Below are 20,907 nucleotides of genomic sequence, written 5' to 3'. Positions count from 1 at the left end.
GGCCCCGCTCATCGCAGGAAGGCGGCCGCGACCCCGGCGTCGACCGGGATGTGCAGGCCGGTGGTGTGGTCCAGGTCCGCCGAGGTCAGCACGGCGACCGCGTTGGCCACGTTCTCCGGCAGCACCTCGCGCTTGAGCAGGGTGCGCTGCGCGTAGTACGTGCCGAGCTCCTCCTCGGGCACGCCGTAGACCGCGGCACGCTTGGCGCCCCAGCCGCCGGCGAAGATGCCCGACCCGCGCACGACGCCGTCGGGGTTGATGCCGTTGACCTTCACGCCGTGGTCACCGAGCTCCGCCGCGAGCAGCCGCACCTGGTGCGCCTGGTCGGCCTTGGTCGCCGAGTAGGCGATGTTGTTCGGGCCGGCGAAGACGGAGTTCTTGGACGAGATGTAGACGATGTCGCCGCCGAGGCCCTGCTCGATGAGGACCTTGGCGGCCGCCTTCGAGACCAGGAACGAGCCCTTGGCCATCACGTCGTGCTGCAGGTCCCAGTCGGCCTCGGTGGTCTCCAGCAGCGGCTTCGAGATCGACAGGCCGGCGTTGTTGACGATCAGGTCGAGGCCGCCGAACTGCAGCAGCGCCTCCTGGATGCCCTTCTGGATGTCGGACTCGCTCGTGACGTTCGCCGCCACCCCGATCGCCACATCCGTGCCGCCGAGCTCCGCCGCCGCCTGCTGCGCCTTCGAGAGGTCGAGGTCGGCGATGACGACGCACGCGCCCTCGGCCGCGAGACGGGTCGCGATGGCCTTGCCGATCCCGGACGCAGCGCCGGTCACGAGCGCGATGCGCCCGGCGTGGGACTTCGGCTTCGGGAGCCGCTGCAGCTTGGCCTCCTCCAGCGACCAGTACTCGATCCGGAACTTCTCGGCCTCGTCGATCGGCGCATAGGACGACAGCGCCTCGGCGCCGCGCATCACGTTGATGGCGTTGATGTAAAACTCACCCGCCACCCGCGCGGTCTGCTTGTCCTTGCCGTAGGAGAACATCCCGACGCCCGGGATGAGCACGATCGCCGGGTCCGCGCCGCGCATCGCGGGCGAGTCGGCGGTCGCGTACCTCTCGTAGTACGCCGTGTACTCGGCCCGGTACTGCTCGTGCAGCTCCTTCAGCCGGACGATCGAGTCCTCGATGGAGGCGTCGGCCGGCAGGTCCAGGATGAGCGGCTTGACCTTCGTGCGCAGGAAGTGGTCCGGGCAGGAGGTGCCCAGCGCGCCCAGGCGCGGGTGCTCCTCCGACGCCAGGAAGTCGAGCACGACCTCCGCATCGGTGAAGGAGCCGACCTGCGGCTTGTCGGTCGAGGCGAGCCCGCGGATCGTCGGCGCGAGCGCCGCCGCCTTCGCCCGCCGCTCGGCCGGGTCCAGCGGCTCGTTCGCCGCGATCCGGGCGCCGAACGGCTCGGGGCGGCCGTGCTCGCCGATGTAGTCGCTCGCGGTCTGGATGATCCACAGCGAGTTGGCCTCCGCCTCGTCGCTCGTCTCACCCCAGGCCGTGATGCCGTGACCGCCGAGGATGCAGCCGATCGCCTCCGGGTTCGCCCGCTTGATCGCAGCGATGTCGAGGCCCAGCTGGAAACCGGGACGCCGCCACGGCACCCACACGACGCGACCGCCGAAGACCTCGGCCGTCAGCCGCTCGCCGTCGGCCGCCGTCGCGATCGCGATGCCGGAGTCGGGGTGCAGGTGGTCGACGTGGGCCGCATCCACCAGGCCGTGCATGGCCGTGTCGATCGACGGCGCCGCGCCGCCCTTGCCGTGCAGCGTGTAGTCGAAGGCGGCGACCATCTCGTCCTCGCGCTCGACGCCCGGATAGACGTTCTGCAGCGCGCGCAGGCGGTCGAGGCGGAGCACGGCGAGGCCGGACTCCGTCAGCGTGCCGAGGTCTCCCCGGAGCCCTTCACCCAGAGCAGCTCGACCGGCTCACCGGTCACCGGGTCGGTCTCGGTGCCCTTGGCGGACGTGTTGCCGCCGGCGTAGTTGGTGTTCTTCGGGTCCGACCCGAGGCGGTTCGAGCGGGCGATCAGCGCCGCGACGGTCTCGTTGGTCATCATGCCCCCCATCCGGCCTGGGTGCCGCCCACGCGCTCGGTCTCGATCTTCTGCTGGTATCCGCCAGCCTTGTACGCGGCCATCGGGTCGGCCGGCAGCCCGCGCGACTCGCGCCAGGCGGCCAGATCGGCGCGCACGTCGGTGTTGAACGCATCCATGAACACGGTGTTGGCGGCGAGCACGTCGTTCGCGCGCTGCGCCGCATCCAGCGCCTCGGTGTCCACGAGCAGCGCCTTGGCGGTGGCCTCCTGGACGTTGAGCACCGAGCGGATCTGGCCCGGGATCTTCGCCTCGAGGTTGTGGCACTGGTCGAGCATGAACGCGACCTCGGGATTGCCGTAGCCGCCTCCGCGGATCACCTCGAAGACGATGCGGAAGAGCTGGAACGGGTCGGCCGCGCCCACGATCAGGTCGTCGTCGGCGTAGAAGCGGCTGTTGAAGTCGAAGCTCCCGAGCTTCCCGAGGCGCAACAGCTGCATCACGATGAACTCGATGTTGGTGCCCGGAGCGTGGTGGCCCGTGTCGAGGCAGACGAACGCGCGCTCGCCGAGCGCCGCGGTCTGCACGTAGCTGGTCCCCCAGTCCGGAACATCCGTGTGATAGAACGCCGGCTCGAAGAACTTGTACTCCAGCACCAGCCGCTGGCCCTCGCCGATCCGCTCGTAGATCTTCTGCAGAGAGTCCGCGAGGCGGTCCTGCCGGGCGCGGAGCGAATCCTGACCCGGGTAGTTGGTGCCGTCGGCCAGCCAGATCTTCAGGTCGCGCGAGCCGGTCTCGTTCATCACGTCGATGCACTCGAAGTGGTGGTCGATCGCCTTCTGGCGGATGCGGTCGTCGTGGTGGGTGACCGAGCCGAACTTGTAGTCGTCGTCCTGGAACGTGTTCGAGTTGATCGTGCCCAGAGCCACGCCGTTGTCCTCGGCGTGCTTCGCCAGATCGGCGTAGGAGTCGACGCGATCCCACGGGATGTGCAGGGCGACGGTCGGCGCGAGCCCGGTGTGCTTGTGCACCTGCGCCGCGTCCGAGATCTTCTCGTACGGGTCGCGGGCGGTGCCCGGGGTGCCGAACACCTTGAAGCGGGTGCCGGAGTTGCCGAACGCCCAGCTCGGCAGCTCGATCGCCTGCAGCGCGAGCTGATCGCGGATGGACGGGAAGTCAGTCAATGTCCTGCGCCTTTCGTGAATGAATCGTTTCAGTATAGCCCGGGACGGACGCAGCGGCGAGCTGGTCCTCCAGGTGGAAGATCTCGGGGATGAGCTCGAAGGATCGGTCGGGAGCGGCCCCGTCCAGTCCGTCGAACAGCCGGCTCATCTCGGCCTGCCAGCGCGCGTTGACCTCCGTGAGGTCCATGCGCCGCTGGATGGATGCGTAGTCGTCCCGCGCCTCGACGTAGCCGATCAGCCAGCCGTCGTCGGCGAGGAAGAGCGAGTAGTTGTCCCATCCGGTCTCCTTGAGCGCCGCGAGCATCTCGGGCCAGACGGCCGCATGCCGGGCGCGGTACTCGTCCAGGTGGACCGGGTCGACGCGGAGGCGGAAGCAGGCTCGTTGCATGGCGGCGCTTTCGTGAGGAGGCAGGAGAGGGTCGCCCGGCCGGCCGGGGTGCGCCGGCCGGGCGAGGGGTTCAGGACGAGATCAGAAGTTGAACTTGTCGATGTTGTCCTTGTTGAAGACGAACGGGTCGCCCAGCAGCACGGTGGCGTTGTCGCCGATGGTGAACTTGCCGAGCTTGCCCGCCTCGAAGGACTCGCCCTTCTTGCCGGTGATCTTGCCGTCGATCAGCGCCTTCGCGGTGAAGGCGGCCAGGTAGCCGAGGTCCTCGGGGTTCCAGAGAGCGAACTCGTCGACCGTGCCGTCCTTGACGTACTCGCGCATCTGGTTCGGCGTGCCGAGCCCGGTCAGCTTGACCTTGCCCTTGGCGTCCGAGGTGCTCAGGTAGCGTGCTGCGGCCGCGATGCCGACCGTGGTGGGCGAGATGATGCCCTTCAGGTTCGGGTGCGTCTGCAGCAGCGCGGCGGTCTTGTCGAACGAGGTCTGGTCGTCGTCGTTGCCGTAGACGGTGTCGACGAGCTTCACGTTCGGGTGGTCCTTCGCGAGGTCCTTCTTCATGAGCTCGATCCAGGCGTTCTGGTTGGTGGCGTTGGCGGCGGCCGAGAGGATGGCGACCTCGCCGCTGTCCCCGATCTCCTTCGAGATCGTGTCGACCTGCACCTTGGCGATGCCCTCGGCGGTGGCCTGGTTCACGAACACGTCGCGGAACTTGGCGTCGGTGTCGGAGTCGAAGGTGACGATCTTGACGCCGGCCGACTTCGCCTGGGTCAGCGCGCTGCCGAGCGCGGTCGGGTCGTTGGCCGAGAGCACGATCGCGCCGACCTGCTGCTGGGTCAGCGTGTTGATGTAGCTGACCTGTGCGTCCGCGGTCGCGGTCGACGGGCCGACCTGGTTGTAGGTGCCCTTGAACGACGTGACGGCCGTCTCGCCGCCCTTGTCGGAGGTGTCGAAGTACGGGTTGCCCAGGTTCTTCGGCAGGAAGGTGATCTTGTAGTTCTTGTCGCCGGAGCCGGAGCCGGAGCCGGAGCCGCCGGAGCCGCTTGAGCAGCCGGTGACGGCGAGGGCGACGGCGACGACGCCGGCGCCGAGGGCGATCAGGCGCTTGGTGCGGCGCGAGGTGGAGGGCAACATCGTTGTTCCTTTCGGGGTGGGTGGATGCAGGTGGTGCGGGTGGGACGTGCCTACGACTGTTGTCGTCGTCGGCGGGCTCGCGAGCCGCGTACCCAGGCGAGGATGCGGGGCGACAGCACGGAGAGGATGAGCAGGACGCCGGTGATGATGTTGATGGCGTCCGAGCTGACGTTGGCGAGGCGGAGCGCGCTCTGCAGCACGCCGATCAGCAGCACGCCGGCGACGACGCCGTGCATCGCGCCCTTGCCGCCGAAGATCGAGACGCCGCCGAGGAGCACCGCCGCGATGACGGACAGCTCGAGCCCGACCGCGTTGTCGCCGCGGGCGCTGCCGTAGCGCAGCGTCCAGTAGATGCCCGCGAGCGCGGAGATCAGCCCGGTCAGCAGGAACGCGATGAACTTGGTGCGGGCCACGTGCACGCCCGAGAACGCGGCCGTCTCGGAGCTGAGCCCGAGGGCGAACAGCCCGCGACCGTACGGGGTGGCGTGCAGCAGCAGCGCGAACACGACGATCAGAATCACGACGAGCACCATCACGACAGGGATGCCGGACGTGCCGAACCGCTGCTGCGCCAGGTTCTGCCAGAAGAACGGGAACTCGGTGATCGCCGTCGTGCCGAGCAGTCCGACCGCGATCCCGCGGAACAGCGCGAGCGTCCCGATGGTCACCGCGAGCGACGGGAGGCCGACGACCGTCACGAGGAAGCCGTTGACCGCGCCGCAGACCAGCCCGACCACGAGACAGACGACGAACGCCGCCTCGATCGGCCAGCCCGCCTTCGTCAGCACGCCGAGGAGCACGCTGCTGAGGCCGAGGGTGCTGGCCACCGAGAGGTCGATCTCGCCGGTGACGATGACGAAGGTCATCGGCAGGGCGATCATCAGGATGGGCGTAACATCCAGCAGCAGGAAGCCGAGCGTGACCGGCGTGCCGAAGTTCTGAACGGTCGCGGAGGCCACGATCGCGACCACGATCAGGGCGACGATGACGGCGGACTCGCGGGTGAGCAGCCAGCGCTGCCACAGCGGGCGGCTGTAGTCCGGGTAGGTCCGCGCGGTCGCGGCGGTGGCGGGTGCCTGGATGTCGGTCACGCGGCGACCTCTCTTTCGGCGACGAGGCGGCGGGAGAGCCGCAGGGCGAGCACACGGTCGAGGACGATGGCGCCGATGATCAGCACGCCGACGACGGCCTGCTGCCAGAAGTCCTGGATTCCGAGGATGGGCAGCGCCCGGTTGATGGTGAGCAGCAGCACCGCGCCGAGCACGGCCCCGTACACCGAGCCGCTGCCGCCGAAGATGGCCACGCCGCCGATGACGGCCGCCCCGACGGCCTGCAGTTCGAGGCCGCTTCCGGTCTGCGAGCTGACCGTGCCGTAGCGGGCGACGAACAGCACGCCCGCGAGGCCGGCGGTCGCTCCCGAGAGCACGAAGGCGGTGAGGATGCGGCGGGTCACCTTGAGGCCGTACAGCTCTGCCGCGGCCGGGTCGGACCCGATCGCGTAGAGCTCGCGGCCGCCGCGGCGGTTGCGCAGGAACCAGCCGGCGATCAGCATCACGATCACGGCGAGGATGGTGAGGTAGGGAATGGTGAGGAACGACCCCGTCCCGAGGCCCAGGAACGCGGGCGGCATGTCGCTCGCGTTGATGCGGTTGCTGCCCGCCCAGAGCACGTCGATGCCGCGGTAGGCGTAGAGCGTGCCGAGGGTGATGACCAAGGCGGGCACCTTGCCGAAGGCGACCAGCGCGCCGTTGATCAGGCCGAGGACGGCGCCGGCCAGAGCGCCGATCACGAACACGGCGATGATCGGGATGCCCGGGATGTCGGCGAAGAGCCGGCCGGTCAGGTACGCGGTGAGGCCCACCACCGAGCCGACGGAGAGGTCGACGTTGCGGGTGATGATGACGATCGCCTGGCCGATGGCGACGAGCGCCAGGATGGCCGGGGTGAGCAGCAGGTCGCGCCAGCCGTCCGCGCTGAACAGGAAGGACGGGTTGATCGCCGTGGTGACGGCGATCACGACGAGGATCGCGAGCAGGATGCCGGTCTCGCGCGCCCGGACGAACGAGCGGGCGAGGCGGGTCGCCCGGCTGGGGACCTTCTCGGGGGTGAGGGCGGGTGTCGTCATCGGGCGGACTCCTCGAGGGCGTGGGTGGCCGCGAACATGACGTTCTCGGCGTCGGCGACGGAGCGGTCGAGCTCGGCCGTGATGCGGCCCTCGCGCACGACGAGCACGCGGTCGGCCATCCCGAGCACCTCCGGCAGCTCGGACGAGATCATGAGCACGCCCATCCCCCGCCCGGCGAGCTCGGAGAGCAGGCGGTGCACCTCGGCCTTCGTCCCGACGTCGATGCCGCGCGTCGGCTCGTCGATGATGAGCACGCGCGGGTCGGTGGCGAGCCACTTGCCGAGCACGACCTTCTGCTGGTTGCCGCCGGAGAGCGTGCCGGTCAGAGTGTCGAGCGCGTTGGTCTTGAGCTGGAGCCGGCTCGCCCACACCCGCGCCGCCTCGTTCTCGGCGGCGCTGCGGATGAAGCCGAGCTTGGACAGCTTGCTGCGGATGGCGAGCGTGCTGTTGCGCGCGACCGACTCCTCCAGCACCAGACCCTGCTTGCGGCGGTCCTCGGGCACGAGCGCGAGGCCCGCGGCCATCGCGGCGGTCGGCCGGCGCTTCGGCACGGCGCGCCCGGCGACCCGGACGCTTCCGCTCTCGTAGCCGTCGACGCCGAAGACCGCGCGGGCGATCTCGCTGCGTCCGGCGCCGACCAGGCCGGCGAGGGCGACGATCTCGCCCGAGCGCACGGTGAAGCTGACGTCGTGGAACACGCCGGCCGAGGTCAGGTGCTCGACCACCAGCAGCGGCTCGCCGATCGCGGCCTCCTGCTTGGGGAACAGCTCGGTCACATCCCGGCCGACCATGCGGCGCACGATCTCGTCCTCCGTGACGTCCGCGGTGGCGTCGCTTGAGACATAGGCGCCGTCGCGCATGACGGTGATCCGGTCGCACAGCGAGAAGACCTCGTCGAAGCGGTGCGAGATGAAGACGATGCCGCGGCCCTCGTCGCGCAGGCTGCGGGCGACGGCGAACAGCCGCTCGACCTCGACGCCGGAGAGGGCGGCGGTGGGCTCGTCCATGATGAGGAGGCGCGCATCCAGCGAGATGGCCTTCGCGATCTCGATCAGCTGCTGGTCGGCGATGCTGAGGCCCTCGGCGAGACGGTCCGGGTCGATGTGGACTCCGAGGCGGCGAAAGATGCCGGTCGCCTCCGTGCGCATCGCCTTGCGGTCGATGCGGCCGAGGCGGTCCGTCGGCTGGCGGCCCATGAAGATGTTCTCGGTGACCGACAGGTCGGGGAAGAGCGTCGGCTCCTGGTAGATGACCGCGATGCCGGCGTTCTTCGCCTCGGCGGTGGTCGTGAAGTCGACCGTCTCGCCGCGGAACCGCAGCTCGCCGCTGTCGCGCTGGTAGAGCCCGGCGACGATCTTGACGAGCGTGGACTTGCCGGCGCCGTTCTCTCCGACCAGCGCGTGGATGGACGCCTGCTCGACGACGAGGTCGGCCCGGCTGAGCGCGATCACCTGGCCGAAGGCCTTGGCCACGCCGCGGAGTTCGAGGACCGGCGGACCGCCGGCTGCGGGGGTGTGAGGGGACGTCATTGTCGGAGCGCTTCTCCATCGAGGCTGTGAACCGTTTCAAACTGAAACGTTGAAATGACCTTGCCAGACGGCGGGCGTTCCGTCAAGTCTTCGCGCGAATCCGCTGTCTCGCGCGTTGAAACGTGGATAATATGCAGTCACGCACGAATGTGAGGAGCCTCATGCCGTCCGCCAGCGTCAAAGACGTCGCCGCGCTCGCCGGTGTCTCGGTCGGGACGGTCTCGAACGTCCTCAACCGCCCCGAGCGCGTGTCCGACGCGGTGCTGCAGCGCGTGCAGTCCGCCATCACCGAGCTCGGCTTCGTGCGCAACAACGCGGCGCGCCAGCTCCGGATGGGTCAGAGCAGCGGCATCGGCATGGTCGTGCTCGACGTGGGCAACCCGTTCTTCGCGTCCCTGATCCGCGGCGCGGAGGACCGCGCCGCGCGCGACGGGCTCTCCGTGCTGGTCGGCAACTCCGACGAGAACGAGCAGCGCGAGGCGAGCTACCTGACCATGTTCGAGCAGGAGCGCATCCGGGGTGTGCTCATCTCGCCCGTGGGCGACGCGATCCCCCGCCTGCACCGGCTGCGCGAGCGCGGCATCCCCTCGGTGCTGGTCGACCGCACCAGCATCGACCGCTCGTTCAGCTCGGTCGCGGTGGACGACGTGGCAGGCGGCCGGCTTGCCGCCGCGCACCTCGTCGAGCGCGGCTCGCAGCGCATCGCCTACGCCGGCGGACCTTTCGCCATCGAGCAGGTCGCCGACCGCTACCGCGGCGCGGCCGAGGAGCTGACCGCATCCCGGCCCGGCAGCACCATCGAGAAGCTCGAGACCGACAGCCTCACCATCGAGAGCGGCCGGCGGGTCGGCGCCGCCCTGGCCGAGCGACGGCCTGCGGACCGCCCGGACGCGGTGTTCGCCGCCAACGACCTCGTCGCGATCGGGCTGCTGCAGGCGCTGCTGCAGCAGGGCATCCGCGTGCCCGAGGATGTGGCGCTCGTCGGCTACGACGACATCGCGTTCGCCTCCGCCGCCGTCGTGCCGCTCTCGTCGATCCGGCAGCCGAGCCACGAGATCGGGTCGACCGCCATGGACCTCCTGCTGCAGCTCACGGAGCACCCCGACGCTCCCCCGGTGCACGTCGAGTTCCAGCCCTCCCTCGTCGCGCGCGCCAGCTCGGCGCCGCGCGCCTGAGCCGCCCCGCGTGCGTCGGAGATTCGGCGCCGCCGCGTTCGAATCTCCCGCACGACTGCCATTCGAAGGAGTTTCGGCACCCGATCTCCTTCGTTCACCACCCCGCCCTTCCGACATTCACCACCGCGCGGCGCCTCTGCACCCCATCCACCCCGCCCGATAGCATCGGCTCAGAACCGCGACGAAGGGGGACGTGGATGTTCGCGAGCGAGACGAGGCTGCGACCGAAGGTCGTGCTGTGGTGGGGCATCGGGCTGACGGCCGGAGGGCTGCTCCTCGCGGTGCTGCTGCCGCAGCTCTTCTACAACCTGGCGCTGCCCGCTGGAGGCCCGAGGCCGATCGATCAGGGTCTGCTGCTGTCGGTGGACGTGCTTACGCGCGTCCTCGCGCAGGGCGTCGTCCCGGTCGGGGCCGCGCTGATCGGCGCCGGTCTCGTGATGACCTACCTCGCTCGCCTGCTGGGCGTCGCGGCCCCGGAGCACGACAAAGGCGCGGCACCCGTCGAGTGACGGGCCCACGCCTCCGGCTCGCGTGAGACGCGCGCTCAGCTCTGCTGCTGCGCCGCCTTCAACTCCTCGTACTGCTTGCGCACCTCGGTCATGTCGAGGTCGCGGATCTGCGCGATGAGGTCCTCCACGGCCTCGCCCGGGAGGGCGCCGGCCTGCGAGAACAGCGGGATGCCGTCGCGGTAGGCGACGAGCGTCGGGATGGACTGGATGCCGTACGACGCGGCGAGCGCCTGCTGCGCCTCCGTGTCGATCTTGCCGAACGTGATGTCGGAGTGCTTCTCGGACGCCTTCTCGAAGACGGGGGCGAACATGTGACACGGGCCGCACCAGTCGGCCCAGAAGTCGAGCAGCACGATGCCGTCGCTGACGGTCTGGTCGTGGTTGGTCGAGGTGATCTCGGTGGTTGCCATGTCAGGTGAAACGTCCGTTCATCAGGCGGTATTCCGCTCAGCCTCCACGCCGCCCTGTGAAGACGGTGAATGCGAGCGGCACGATGGATGCGATGAGCAGCACGTTCCCGAGCACCTGGTCGGTGGTGTGCACGATCGCGCCGGCGATCACGACGCCGCCGAACACGACCGCCGCCACGAGCCGTCGCACCGCCCGGTCGAGCCACGCCACCCGCTGCTCGAGCCGCGGGGTGTTGACGTTCACCCCGCCCTCGTCCACCCGGGTGACCAGCGCATCCAGCCGTTTCGGGAGCCGCCACGCGATCCCGGCGAGTTCCAGGGCCTGCTGTGCGACATCCTGGACGACGTTGCCCTGTTCGTCCCGGATCAGCTGGGCCGCGTACGGCTCCACCGAATCCCACAGGTTGAAGGCAGGGTCGAGGGCGCTGCAGACGCCCGAGGTGAGGGACATCGCCCGGATGATGAGCAGGAAGTTCTCGGGCAGCTGGAAAGGCAGGGACCGCACCACGTCGCCGAACTCCACCGCGAACTCGCGGAACTCCCGCGGGTCGACCTCGCGCAGTTCGGCGAACCCCATCCCGCCGAACCGGGCGAACAGGTGCGTCATCGCGCGCTCCAGCTCGGCCGTGTCCGCGGTCGGGAGCAGCACGCCCACGTCGCGGATCGCATCCACGAGCCCCTTGCCGTCGCGGGATGCAGCGGCGATCAGCAGTTTGCGGAGGCCGCTGCGCGTTCCGGGCGGGACCTGGCCCATCATCCCGAAGTCGACGAACGTCAGGTGCCACGGCCGGGCGCCCTCCCCCGCCGGGTGCGGGGTGACGAAGATGTTGCCCGGGTGCGGGTCCGCATGGAAGAAGCCGTTGGTGAAGAGCTGGTCGAACATGACCTCGGCGAACACCGGAGCGACCTCCGCCGGGTCGATCCCCGCCGCGCGCAAGGCGTCGGCGTCGGTGATCTTGATCGCCGTGACGTCCTGCAGGGTGAGGACGCGGCGGGTGGTCCGCTCCCAGACCGCCGCCGGGACGGTCACCCGCTCATCGCCCGCGAACTCCTCTCCGAACCGCTCCGAGTTGGCGGCCTCGTGCAGGTAATCGATCTCCTCCAGACTCGTCGTGGCGAACTCCTCGACGAGTGCCGGCGCATCCACCCGGTCGGACACGAGCCGCACGTGGCTCAGCCACCGGCCGACCCGGCGCAGGGCGGCGAGGTCCACATCCACGATGGCGTCGATGCCCGGTCGCTGCACCTTGACGACCACCGACGTGAGCCCGGCGTGCTCGGCCGCCTGTGCGGTGAGGACGCCGCGGTGCGCCTGCCCGAGAGAGGCCGCGGCGACGGGCACCTCGTCGAGGGATGCGAACGCCGCGTCGAGCGGGACACCCAGCTCGGCCTCGGCGAGCGCGCGGATCGCCGGGAACGGCACGGCGGGGACCTCGTCCTGCAGGCCCTCCAGCTCCATGGTGATCTCCGGCGGCAGCACGTCGAGGCGCGACGACATGAACTGCCCGACCTTGATCATCAGTCCGCCGAGGTCGACGGCGAGCGCGTGGAAGCGCTGGGCGAAGCGGCGCATCCGTCTGCTCCGGCTGCGGGCGGCGAGGCCCGCGAGTCCGATGCGCGGCAGGAACAGCTCGTACCACCAGGTGACGGCGAGATTCCAGCCGGCGAAGCGGAGGATGCGGCGGTAGCGCGCTCGGGTGGCCGGCGTCGCCGCGATCGTGGGGACCGCGGCGGGCGCCTGCTCCGACGTCACCCCCGTCAGCCCTGGGCGAGGATCGAGTACAGCTTGCGCCGCGCCTCCTCGAGCACGGTCACCGCTTCCTGCACCTGCTCGGGCGTGCCGGTGCGGTGCACCTGCGCGGCCGCCTGGGCGAGTTCGACTCCGGCCTTCGGCAGGGCGCCGGAGGGGCGACGGCTTCCCGCGCCGGTGGTGCCGCTCGTTCCGGTACCGCCCGCGCCGGTGCTGCTGCCGCCGCCGCTGCCGCCGCCGGTCTGCCATGGGGTGGTGCCTTCGCTCTCCGCGACGGCGCGTCCCGCCTCGGTGAGCGCGTAGGTCTTGCGGCCGTTCGACTCCTCGGCCGTGATCAGGCCCTCGTCGGCGAGCAGCTGCAGCGTCGGGTAGACGGAGCCGGCGCTCGGCTTCCAGCTGCCGCCGCTGCGCTCCTCGATCTCGCGGATGATCTGGTAGCCGTGCATCGGCTTCTCGGCCAGCAGGCTGAGGACGGCGGCGCGGACGTCGCCGCGGCCCATGCGCGAGCCGACCTTCTTCTCGAACGTCGAGCGCAGCTGCTCGAACGCCTGCCACATGGCGTCGGGGTCCATCCGGGCTCCGAAACCGCCGCTGGGGAATGAACTGGACATGATGTGCCTCCTGTCGTCAGCGATAGTTCACGATATGTCGTTCAGCGACGGATGAGAAGGGGTCGCGCCCTTCGTTCAGCGAACACACGGACACGCCCATCCCGGGGGCGCCTCCGCGCCGCACGGACGGTCGCCAGCTAACCTGCTCGGGCCCGACTCGCGAGAAAGACGCACGTGACCCATCCTGCACCCCCGCTGCCCGCCGACGGCGCACGGAATCGTCGACCCACTCGCCTCGCCGTGCTGGCGGCTCTGGCGACGGCGGTCGCCCTGCTCAGCGGATGCGCGGCCGGCGCGGCGGCCACCCGGGGCGGCGCGGCCTCGACGCCCGAGTCGACCGACGCGTCCGAACCGTCCAACGCCACGAGCGCGGCGCCGAACGCCGCGCCTCCACCCCTGCCCGATGACGGCTCCACCGGGAAGACGGCGCTCGCGGTGCTCGGAACGCTGCCCGTGAAGGGCAAGGCGCCCGCGACCGGATACCAGCGCACCGCCGACTTCGGCGCCGCGTGGCTGGATGTGGACCGCAACGGCTGCGACACCCGCGACGACATCCTGTCCCGCGACCTGACCGACGTCGTCCGTCAGGGCCGCTGCCGCGTGCTCTCCGGGACGCTGGACGACGCGTACACCGGCGAGCTCATCCATTTCGTGCGCGGCGAGAAGACGTCGGCGCTCGTGCAGATCGATCACATCGTGCCACTGCAGAACGCGTGGATCACCGGGGCGCAGAAGCTGACGCAGGCCCAGCGGGTGAGGCTCGCCAACGACCCGCTGAACCTGATCGCCGTGGATGGGCGCTCCAACCAGCAGAAGTCGGCCGGAGATGCCGCGACCTGGCTGCCGGCGAACACGGGGTTCCGGTGCGAGTACGTGGCGCGCCAGATCTCGGTCAAGGCAGCCTACGGGCTGTGGGTGACGCGGGCCGAGAGCGCCGCGATGGCGCGCATCCTCGCGGGATGCCCGTCGCAGGCGGTGGAAGCGTCCGTGCTCGCCGGCGGGTGACGCGGAACGTCATCCGGAATTCGCGCAGCCGCAATGGGGCGGAAACACGCGGCCCGTAGCGTCATGTCATGGGATCGTTCACCTTCTCGGAATGCGCACACTGCGGCGAGCAGCAGCCGGTGCTCGCCGACGGGCGGATCGCCATCCACTTCACCGGTGACGGCGACCGCTGCGGAGGCTCCGACCGGCGCCTCGGCAACGAGGCCGTCAGCAGCGAGCAGGCGCGCCGCATCGAGGCGCAGCTCCGTCTGGCGCTGTGGCAGGCGATGCGCGCTCAGGCCTCCTGACGCAGGATCGCATCCCGCCGCCCGGTGTCGATAGCCGGGCCGCCGAAGCGGGTCAACCACTCTTCGGGACCTCGCAGAGTGTCCGCACGAACGGTCCAGACGGGTTCCGTAACGTCGCCGACGCCCGCGATCCGAAGCGGCCGGCACACGGCCGGCCGCAGCGCGGGCACGGAAAGGATCCCATGGATTACACGAAGAACCCCTCCGTTCGGAAGAACAGCGCCTACACCGCCAAGCGCGCGGCGGTCGGCGCGGCATCGCTCCTCGCCGCCACGGCCCTCGTCGGCGTCGGCGCCCAGGGAGCGTTCGCGACCACGGTCGACGGCGGCGCCTCCGGCTCCGGCTCGTCGGGCCAGGCGACTGCGCAGGCCCACGTCTCCGCGAACGTCGGCCACCAGCTCCTCGCCGGCCACCTGAGCGGAGCGAGGGCCCAGGCCCTCGCCAAGCGCGTCGTCGCCGACAAGCCGCTCTTCGACCTGCTGCCGGACGCGCTCCAGCAGGATGTGACCACGCTCGCGAAGGCCACGCCCCAGGAGCGCACGGCCGACGCCAAGAAGATCGTGCGCACCGCCCTCGACGGCGGCTACGGCACCGCGATCAAGGACCTGGCCACCCACCTGAAGGATGCGCGCGGCGAGCGCTCGGAGCTGTCCGGACTGAAGGGCCTGGTGGACGACCTCCGCTCGGGCGACTTCTCGTCCCCGAAGCTGGGCGACGCCGGCGCGACGGTCGCGGTCGAGGTGACGGGGGACGCGCAGCTGGCGGCGAAGCTGCCCGCCTCGCTGCGGTCGGACCTGTCCGAGCTCGCCACCGCGCCGACCGCCGAGCGCACCGGCGACGTGCAGAAGATCGCGGCGACCGCTCTTTCGGGCGGCTACGGCGCCGGGATCCAGCAGCTGGCCCAGCAGGCCGAGCAGGGGCTGACCTCGGGTCGCTGAACCTGAACCGGCCTGGGCGGCCGCGGCCTGTCGCGTGAGAGCGGCGGGCCGCGGCCGCCTCGTTAGTCGAAGCGCCGTCGCATCAGCCAGCGCACGGCGCCGCCGGAGTGCGCCTTCGTCGCCGTCACGCGCTCGAACCCGTGCTTCTCGAACACCTGCACGGTTCCGACGTAGCCGCTGATCACATCCAGCCGCTCCCCGTCGGTGTCGACGGGGTACCCCTCGACGATGCGCGCCCCCGACGCCTTCGCATGCGCCACGGCGCCATCCAGCAGCTCGTGCATCAGTCCGCGCTTGCGGTACCCGCCGCGCACGACGAAGCAGACGATCGACCAGGGGTCGAGCTCCTCGTCGGCATGCGGGATGGTGCGCGAGTTCATCAGCCGCCGGTACGTCGACTTGGGCGCGACGGAGCACCACCCTGCCGGCTGGTCGTCCACGTACGCGAGCACGCCCGGCCCCGGCTCGCGGGAGCACTCCGACCGCATGTACTCGATGCGCTCCGGCATCCCGAGGCTCGAATCGCGGTACGCCATGCACACGCATCCGCCGCCGCCCGGCTTGCGGGGCACCATGAACGTCGCGAAATCGTCCCACCGCCCCGACGCGGGCAGCACCTGGATGGTCATGGCGGCAGGCTACCGGGTGACAGCGGGGCTGCCGCCATCACGACCGCGCCTTTCTCCTAGGAAAGGCCCGGTCGGGGCAAGTGCCCGTCTCAGTCGGACGAACGACCGCCAGGGGCCAGAAGCACCTTCCCATGCCGCCGTCCCGGGCTGCCGGCCACCTCGAATGCCTCGCGGCCGCGTTCCAGCGGGAACAGCATGGCGACGTCGGCCGTCAGCCTCTGCTGAGACAGAAGACCGTCCAGCTCGGCGAGTCGTTCTGCGTTGGCCGACACGACGAAGAACACCGTGTCGACCCCGTACTCGGATGCCAGCTGCTCGTCCGGTGGGAACTGCAGCGAGATGAGCGTCCCGTGCGGCGAGGCCGCCGCGTACATCCATCGCGGAATCTGATCGCCGACCGCATCCACGACGACGTCGAACCCGCGCAGATCCTCGGGATGTCCGTCACGGGGCACGACGATCACCGCGTCGGCGCCCAACGACGTCACCCGCTCGACGTCGTCGGCCGACGACACCGTGGCGGTGACGTGGGCACCCGCCACGTGACCGATCTGCGTGAGCATGGACCCGACTGCGCCAGCGCCGCCGCGAACCAGGAGCCGCTGCCCGGCCGTGAGGCGCACCTGATCGTGCAGCGCCTCCCACGCGGTGAGCGCGGGTAGGACTGCGGCCGCTGCGACGGTGGGGTCGACGGACGAGGAACGGTGCCCGATGGACGCGGTCGGGACCGCGACGAACTCCGCCGCGGCGCCGTTGCGGTTGAAGGGAACCAACCCGAACACGAGGTCCCCTGCCGTGAAGTCCTCTACAGCGTCGCCCACCTCGGCGACGGCGCCGGCGAATTCATGGGACGGGATGATGGGTGTCCGGTCCACACCGTTGGACTCCCACGTGTCGGGCCAGGTCAGCTCGGGCGCTGTGATAGCTGCGGCTTCGACACGGACAAGCACTTCTCCTCGCCCGGGTCGGGGGCGCGGAGCCTTCTCGACCGTCAGCTTCTCGGGACCCCCGCGCTCGTGTGCACGGAGCGCTGTCATCTGCGTCGTGTCGCCGTCGATGCCCATTTCGATCACCTTTCCTCACTGACCCACTCCCGCTGCCCGCGCAACGAGGCCTGACTAGAGGATGACTCGAAAGCTCGCCGGCGACTACACCGCCCTCGGACATCGGGCCCTCACTTCCGGACGTCGCCGGGCGTACTCTCCGTCTCCGGGCCGGAGGTCCGTCGTGACGAACGGAAGCGGCGCTGGTAAGCGCCGGGGGCGATGCCGAACTCGCGTGCGAACGCGCGACGAAGACCCTCGTAACTCGGGAATCCGGCCCGCTCGGCTGCTTCGCCGGCGGGATGTCCTTCCTCGAGAAGCGCCCGAGCGAGATCGAGCCGGATCGAGAGCACGAACCGCGCCGGTGTCGTACCGAGCTCGTCGCGGAAGAGGCGGGTCACATGTCGTTCGGACATGTGCAGTTGGTGCGCGAGCCTGCCGAGCGAGTGATCTCTCTCGGGGTGCTCCGTGACCGCCTGAACGATCGTCCGGAGCGTCGATCCGGGCGCAGCAGGACCGGCCAGGGCCGCCGAGAACTGGGATTGACCGCCCGGGCGCTGCAGGTAGACCACGAGCATGCGTGCAGTCTGCCGAGCGAGGTCCGCGCCCAGATCCTCCTCCACGAAGGCCAGGGCGAGGTCGATGCCCGCCGTGACGCCGGCGGATGTGGTGATGGAGCCATCTGTCACGAAGATCGAGTCCGCATCGACTGCGATCGCCGGATAGCGAGCCGCGAGCACGGGCGCTGCTTTCCAATGCGTGGTCGCGTGCCGACCGTCGAGCATCCCGCCGGCGGCCAGGATGAATGCACCGGTGCAGATCGAAGCGGTCCGTTGTGCGCGTGAGCTGATCGCGACCGCGGCGTCGGCCAGGTCATCGGGAACAGCCGTCTTCGGGTGGGTGTCCGAGCCGGCGACCAGGAACGTCGCCGGCGCGGGCGCCGAGCCGACGTCATAGTCCGCCTCGAGACGAACGCCGGCCGACGTCGTGACGGGCCCGCCGTCGGGAGACACCAGCACGACGCGGTAGTTCGCCCCCAGCCGGTTGGCTTCGGCGAACATGTCGACGGGCCCCGACACATCCAGCAGCTTCACGCCGTCGTAGACCAGGACCGCGACCAGGTGTTCTGCGTCGGGTCGAGGGTGAGTGTCCGGATGAGCGGTGTCCATGTCTAGACCGGTGCGGCGGTGAGGGGCCCGGTTTCACATCCTAGTGAAAACGGTCAGGGACCGAGCGGTCCTCGGGGCTCGTCACCGTGCCCGCCCTGTTCCGGTTCCCCGGTGGCGGCCAGGATGGCCTCCTCGTCGCGCCGGAGACTCGGGCGGCGCCTGTCCACCGCGAAGAGGTAGACGGCGTCGAGGGCGCCCATCGTGTTGCTCAGCAGCAGGACGACGAACCACGGCGCGCTGCCGTTGCGGGCGGCACGCCAGAGCGACGCCCCCTTCCACGCGAGGCTCCATGCGATCACGCCCACGAACATGGCGCGACGGGACGGCGGGATGTCGGCCATCCGGAAGTGGGTTGCACTGTTCTTCATGCATTCCATTGCAGCGCCGCCACGGGCTCAGCGACAAGGTGCAATAGGAGCATCCTCCGGTCAGCGTCCGTCAACGCCGCAAAGGCTCTTCGTATCGCAGCCGTCGGTACCCTTCGTAGACCACGCGCCCGCCGAAGGCTCGTGTGGCGACCAGCGTCAATGGCAGCCTGTTCTCGAACGGCGGCCAGAAGCGGATGCCGTTTCCTACCGCTACGGGATACCGCAATAGCCGGAACTCATCGACGAGGTCGAGTCGGATCGCCTCCGCTGCCAGGTTCGCCCCGCCGATGGCAACGTCGCCCCGAGCGTCTCGCAGCGCTGCCGATACCTCCTCCCCGACACTTCCGTGCGCGAGCCGTGCGTTGCCCTCCACACTCTTCAGGGTCCGGCTGAAGACCACCTTCGGCAGCGCCTCCCATGCCTCGACGAAGGCAGGGTCGACCGCCGGCAGGCCTCCGGCCGCATCGGTTCCCCACGCTCGCATCGCCTCGTACAGCCGGCGTCCCACCATGTAGCAGCCCAGCTTGCGCAACTGCCTCAGCTGAAACCGGAACTGCTCATCCAACGGCGCGGCGAAATCGAAACCACCAGCGTCGTCGGCGATGAAGCCATCGGCCGAGACCCCCATCGAATAGATCAGGACGGCACCAAACGTAGGGTGGCGGGATTGCGGAGACAAGGTGTCGCGGGCGGGGCGAGGCGGGGCGGACGGGATGGGACGGAGGGGACGCCGGTGAGTTCTCCACGGAGGTTGCGGGCTGCGCCCCACGCGCTACCCCAGACGCGGCGCCTCGCAGAGCGAGGTGCAAGAACGTCGGGGTGCTCGTAAACTACTTACAACCAGCGGACGCTGTCGCGGCTGTCGCCCGTTTGAGCGTGGACGCCCGACAATCCGTTCCCGACCCGACGAGGCCAGTGGTCCCGCACAGGGCTTACCTCGAACGAAGCGTCGCCGATCAAATCGTTGAAGGCTATCAAGACGGAGCTTCAACGTACGTGCTCGCCAACGAGATTGACTTGGACTTCAATCGCAGTGAGCCGGCCGAACGCCGGAGATACGCTTGGATCCACGGGCTAGGCTGAGCCACGCAGCCTCCTCTGACCTCACTCAGTTGCGCAGGCTGTGCGCGAATTCGCCAGCCGTCCGTGACGTCGCGGAAGGCGCTGATTCTCCCAGGTAAGTGCGGCGGACGCTGCGAAGCGACGTCTGGACGCCAAGGCACGAACACGTCAAAGCGCTTCGCGAGCAACTGCCCCACGCCAGGAGGAGCCGGCATACTGGCGCGTTGCTAACTTTCGAGGCGTCTCATCCGACTACTTTGCAAGCGTCGCTATGGACGCAGCTTGAGGAGTGCGAAGATGTTTGCAGTTAATGCGGAGGCAGGCTGATGGCCGATGCTTCCATAGATTGGGCGGCTCTGTATCAGAAGCATCGCGACGCGATGTTCAGGGTCGCCTATGGCGTGCTGCGCAGCAGCGGGCGGGTTGACCTCGCCGATGACGCAGTTCAGGATGCGATGGTGTCGCTCATGAAGTCGCCGCCCACGGAGATACCGCGGAGCTGGGAAGCGTTGCTTGTTGCTACGGCTAAGCGACGTGCTCTCGACATGATCCGCTCGGCGGCGATGGCCAAGGGCGCTGTCTTCGAAGAGGAGCGTCCCTTACAAATCGCGTTGGCGGACGTGGATGACGCCTTCGAGCGTCTTGCGAAGATGGCGTTGGCACGGACGGCGATTGCTCAGCTCGATCAGCAGGCTCAGTACGTGCTCGCGCAGTATGTCGTGCTCGATCGACCCCGGGCCGAGGTCGCGGCAGGGCTGGGCGTGACGCCGTCTCGTGTGAGCCAGATTGCTGCCCAGTTGTTGACACAGATTCAGAACGCTGTCGCGGAAGGAGGGTGATGATGGATTCAGATAACGAGGACGACCAGGTTGCGGCGATCCTCGATGCGCGCAAAGGCCGATCTGCCCTCGACTCGGGTGCCGATCTCGCAGAGCAGGGCCTCGAGCTTCATGGGCTCCTCGAAGCCGCCGACCTTGTCTGGGTGAGCCAGCAGGGCGCCCCACCCCTAGCGGAAGACCCTGTCGCAGCCATGCTTGGCCTTGTGCCCGATCCGGACATCGCGCTCGACGGTAGGGCGCTTACTGCAGCGCGCAAGCGCGCAAGGCTGACGGTGAGCGCACTCGCGCAGAAGCTCTCGGGCAGAGGGTGGGCGGTTTCGAGCAAAGACGTCTTTGCGTGGGAGAGCGACCGTAGCAGCCCGCAGACCCCAGCGTTGATCAACGCGGTCGCGGAAGAGACTGGTGCCGATGCGGATCGGTTGCGCCGTCGTGTCGCGGAGGACCCTGAGCGCGCCAAGTTGGCGGCGATCGTGTCTTCTGCCGCGTTCAAGGGTCTTGCCGAACGTTGGGCGCGTCTTCAAGGCACGACACTTGCCTTGGCATCTTCGGCGCTAGAATCGCGGATGCTCATCGCGGTTCACCGTGGGGGTGCGCCCGAGGAGACGGTGCTGCTGGCTTCGCTGGAGGCTATGGTCAGCGCGGTGGAAAGCGCGGACCAGAAGTGAATTTGGACCGCTGGGTAGAACGGGCGATACGAGTTCTCGACGCGCCCACTCAGGAGCAATTCGCGCTTGA

Annotated in this window: 21 protein-coding genes and 1 pseudogene; 7 read left to right on the top strand and 15 right to left on the bottom strand. The window is 69.4% G+C overall.

Annotated elements, in window-relative coordinates:
- Positions 1–8: 8 nt before the first annotated feature.
- From ACQ86M_RS02540 to ACQ86M_RS02510, 7 genes and pseudogenes are all read right to left on the bottom strand, one after another.
- Positions 9–2,044, bottom strand: a pseudogene (locus tag ACQ86M_RS02540) (bifunctional aldolase/short-chain dehydrogenase).
- Complete coding sequence (gene rhaI / locus ACQ86M_RS02535; protein ID WP_431246935.1) at positions 2,044–3,207, bottom strand: L-rhamnose isomerase; 1,164 nt, start codon at positions 3,205–3,207, stop codon at positions 2,044–2,046. Before rhaI ends, ACQ86M_RS02540 begins: the two are co-directional and overlap by 1 nt.
- Positions 3,200–3,595, bottom strand: a complete 396-nt coding sequence (locus ACQ86M_RS02530; protein ID WP_431246934.1) for an L-rhamnose mutarotase — start codon at positions 3,593–3,595, stop codon at positions 3,200–3,202. Before ACQ86M_RS02530 ends, rhaI begins: the two co-directional genes overlap by 8 nt.
- Before the next feature lie 81 nt (positions 3,596–3,676).
- Positions 3,677–4,723, bottom strand: coding sequence for a rhamnose ABC transporter substrate-binding protein (gene rhaS, locus ACQ86M_RS02525; RefSeq protein WP_431220572.1), 1,047 nt, complete (start codon positions 4,721–4,723; stop codon positions 3,677–3,679).
- A 50-nt stretch (positions 4,724–4,773) separates the two neighbouring features.
- Positions 4,774–5,805 (bottom strand): ABC transporter permease, encoded by a 1,032-nt coding sequence (locus ACQ86M_RS02520; RefSeq protein WP_431247843.1) that lies wholly within the window; start codon positions 5,803–5,805, stop codon positions 4,774–4,776.
- Positions 5,806–5,810: 5 nt separating this feature from the next.
- Complete coding sequence (locus ACQ86M_RS02515) at positions 5,811–6,848, bottom strand: ABC transporter permease (protein ID WP_431220571.1); 1,038 nt, start codon at positions 6,846–6,848, stop codon at positions 5,811–5,813.
- Entirely contained in the window at positions 6,845–8,377 is a 1,533-nt protein-coding gene (locus ACQ86M_RS02510; RefSeq protein WP_431246933.1) for a sugar ABC transporter ATP-binding protein, read from the bottom strand. The genes ACQ86M_RS02515 and ACQ86M_RS02510 overlap by 4 nt, the downstream gene beginning before the upstream one ends.
- 161 nt (positions 8,378–8,538) lie before the next feature.
- Between ACQ86M_RS02510 and ACQ86M_RS02505 the strand changes: the two genes are divergently transcribed.
- Both ACQ86M_RS02505 and ACQ86M_RS02500 read left to right on the top strand, forming a co-directional pair.
- The gene (locus ACQ86M_RS02505; protein WP_431246932.1) at positions 8,539–9,552 is read left to right on the top strand and encodes a LacI family DNA-binding transcriptional regulator; all 1,014 of its coding nucleotides are present in this window, start codon (positions 8,539–8,541) and stop codon (positions 9,550–9,552) included.
- Between the two features lie 197 nt (positions 9,553–9,749).
- Entirely contained in the window at positions 9,750–10,061 is a 312-nt protein-coding gene (locus ACQ86M_RS02500) for a hypothetical protein (protein WP_431246931.1), read from the top strand.
- Positions 10,062–10,096: 35 nt separating this feature from the next.
- Here the strand turns inward: ACQ86M_RS02500 and trxA are convergent, their stop codons facing one another.
- Genes trxA through ACQ86M_RS02485 form a run of 3 tightly spaced genes read right to left on the bottom strand, consistent with a single transcriptional unit; the run spans position 10,097 to position 12,832 of the window.
- On the bottom strand, positions 10,097–10,471 hold the full coding sequence (gene trxA / locus ACQ86M_RS02495) for a thioredoxin (RefSeq protein WP_431220567.1): 375 nt from the start codon (positions 10,469–10,471) through the stop codon (positions 10,097–10,099).
- 37 nt (positions 10,472–10,508) lie between these two features.
- Positions 10,509–12,224: an ABC1 kinase family protein gene (locus tag ACQ86M_RS02490; RefSeq protein WP_431246930.1), complete on the bottom strand. Its 1,716-nt coding sequence runs from the start codon at positions 12,222–12,224 to the stop codon at positions 10,509–10,511.
- Positions 12,225–12,229: 5 nt separating this feature from the next.
- Positions 12,230–12,832, bottom strand: coding sequence for a PadR family transcriptional regulator (locus ACQ86M_RS02485; protein WP_431246929.1), 603 nt, complete (start codon positions 12,830–12,832; stop codon positions 12,230–12,232).
- Positions 12,833–13,006: 174 nt separating this feature from the next.
- Here ACQ86M_RS02485 and ACQ86M_RS02480 point away from each other — a divergent pair, with 174 nt between their 5' ends.
- From ACQ86M_RS02480 to ACQ86M_RS02470, 3 genes are all read left to right on the top strand, one after another.
- Positions 13,007–13,837 (top strand): HNH endonuclease family protein, encoded by an 831-nt coding sequence (locus ACQ86M_RS02480; protein WP_431246928.1) that lies wholly within the window; start codon positions 13,007–13,009, stop codon positions 13,835–13,837.
- Positions 13,838–13,905: 68 nt separating this feature from the next.
- Complete coding sequence (locus tag ACQ86M_RS02475; RefSeq protein ID WP_431246927.1) at positions 13,906–14,124, top strand: hypothetical protein; 219 nt, start codon at positions 13,906–13,908, stop codon at positions 14,122–14,124.
- A gap of 182 nt (positions 14,125–14,306) precedes the next feature.
- Positions 14,307–15,062 (top strand): hypothetical protein, encoded by a 756-nt coding sequence (locus ACQ86M_RS02470; RefSeq protein ID WP_431246926.1) that lies wholly within the window; start codon positions 14,307–14,309, stop codon positions 15,060–15,062.
- A 62-nt stretch (positions 15,063–15,124) separates the two neighbouring features.
- On the opposite strand, the gene ACQ86M_RS02465 is transcribed toward ACQ86M_RS02470, so the two are convergent.
- The 5 genes from ACQ86M_RS02465 to ACQ86M_RS02445 all read right to left on the bottom strand — a co-directional run bounded on the left by ACQ86M_RS02465 (position 15,125) and on the right by ACQ86M_RS02445 (position 18,899).
- Positions 15,125–15,691 carry a GNAT family N-acetyltransferase gene (locus ACQ86M_RS02465; RefSeq protein WP_431246925.1) on the bottom strand — a complete coding sequence of 189 codons (567 nt, stop codon included), beginning with the start codon at positions 15,689–15,691 and terminating at the stop codon, positions 15,125–15,127.
- A gap of 89 nt (positions 15,692–15,780) precedes the next feature.
- Positions 15,781–16,755: an NADP-dependent oxidoreductase gene (locus tag ACQ86M_RS02460; protein WP_431246924.1), complete on the bottom strand. Its 975-nt coding sequence runs from the start codon at positions 16,753–16,755 to the stop codon at positions 15,781–15,783.
- A gap of 110 nt (positions 16,756–16,865) precedes the next feature.
- Positions 16,866–17,903, bottom strand: coding sequence for a GlxA family transcriptional regulator (locus tag ACQ86M_RS02455; protein ID WP_431246923.1), 1,038 nt, complete (start codon positions 17,901–17,903; stop codon positions 16,866–16,868).
- Positions 17,904–17,956: 53 nt separating this feature from the next.
- On the bottom strand, positions 17,957–18,271 hold the full coding sequence (locus tag ACQ86M_RS02450; protein WP_431246922.1) for a DUF5652 family protein: 315 nt from the start codon (positions 18,269–18,271) through the stop codon (positions 17,957–17,959).
- Between the two features lie 70 nt (positions 18,272–18,341).
- Positions 18,342–18,899, bottom strand: coding sequence for a dihydrofolate reductase family protein (locus ACQ86M_RS02445; RefSeq protein WP_431246921.1), 558 nt, complete (start codon positions 18,897–18,899; stop codon positions 18,342–18,344).
- 760 nt (positions 18,900–19,659) lie between these two features.
- Between ACQ86M_RS02445 and ACQ86M_RS02440 the strand changes: the two genes are divergently transcribed.
- Both ACQ86M_RS02440 and ACQ86M_RS02435 read left to right on the top strand, forming a co-directional pair.
- On the top strand, positions 19,660–20,172 hold the full coding sequence (locus tag ACQ86M_RS02440) for a sigma-70 family RNA polymerase sigma factor (protein ID WP_431246920.1): 513 nt from the start codon (positions 19,660–19,662) through the stop codon (positions 20,170–20,172).
- Positions 20,172–20,837, top strand: coding sequence for a hypothetical protein (locus tag ACQ86M_RS02435; RefSeq protein ID WP_431246919.1), 666 nt, complete (start codon positions 20,172–20,174; stop codon positions 20,835–20,837). Before ACQ86M_RS02440 ends, ACQ86M_RS02435 begins: the two co-directional genes overlap by 1 nt.
- The last annotated feature ends 70 nt before the right edge of the window (positions 20,838–20,907 follow it).

Source organism: Leifsonia xyli subsp. cynodontis (assembly GCF_050632205.1).
In the GTDB taxonomy this organism is placed as follows: domain Bacteria; phylum Actinomycetota; class Actinomycetes; order Actinomycetales; family Microbacteriaceae; genus Leifsonia; species Leifsonia xyli_D.
Note: the sequence above shows the minus strand (reverse complement) of the source record. Positions and strands in the feature narration are given on the sequence as shown.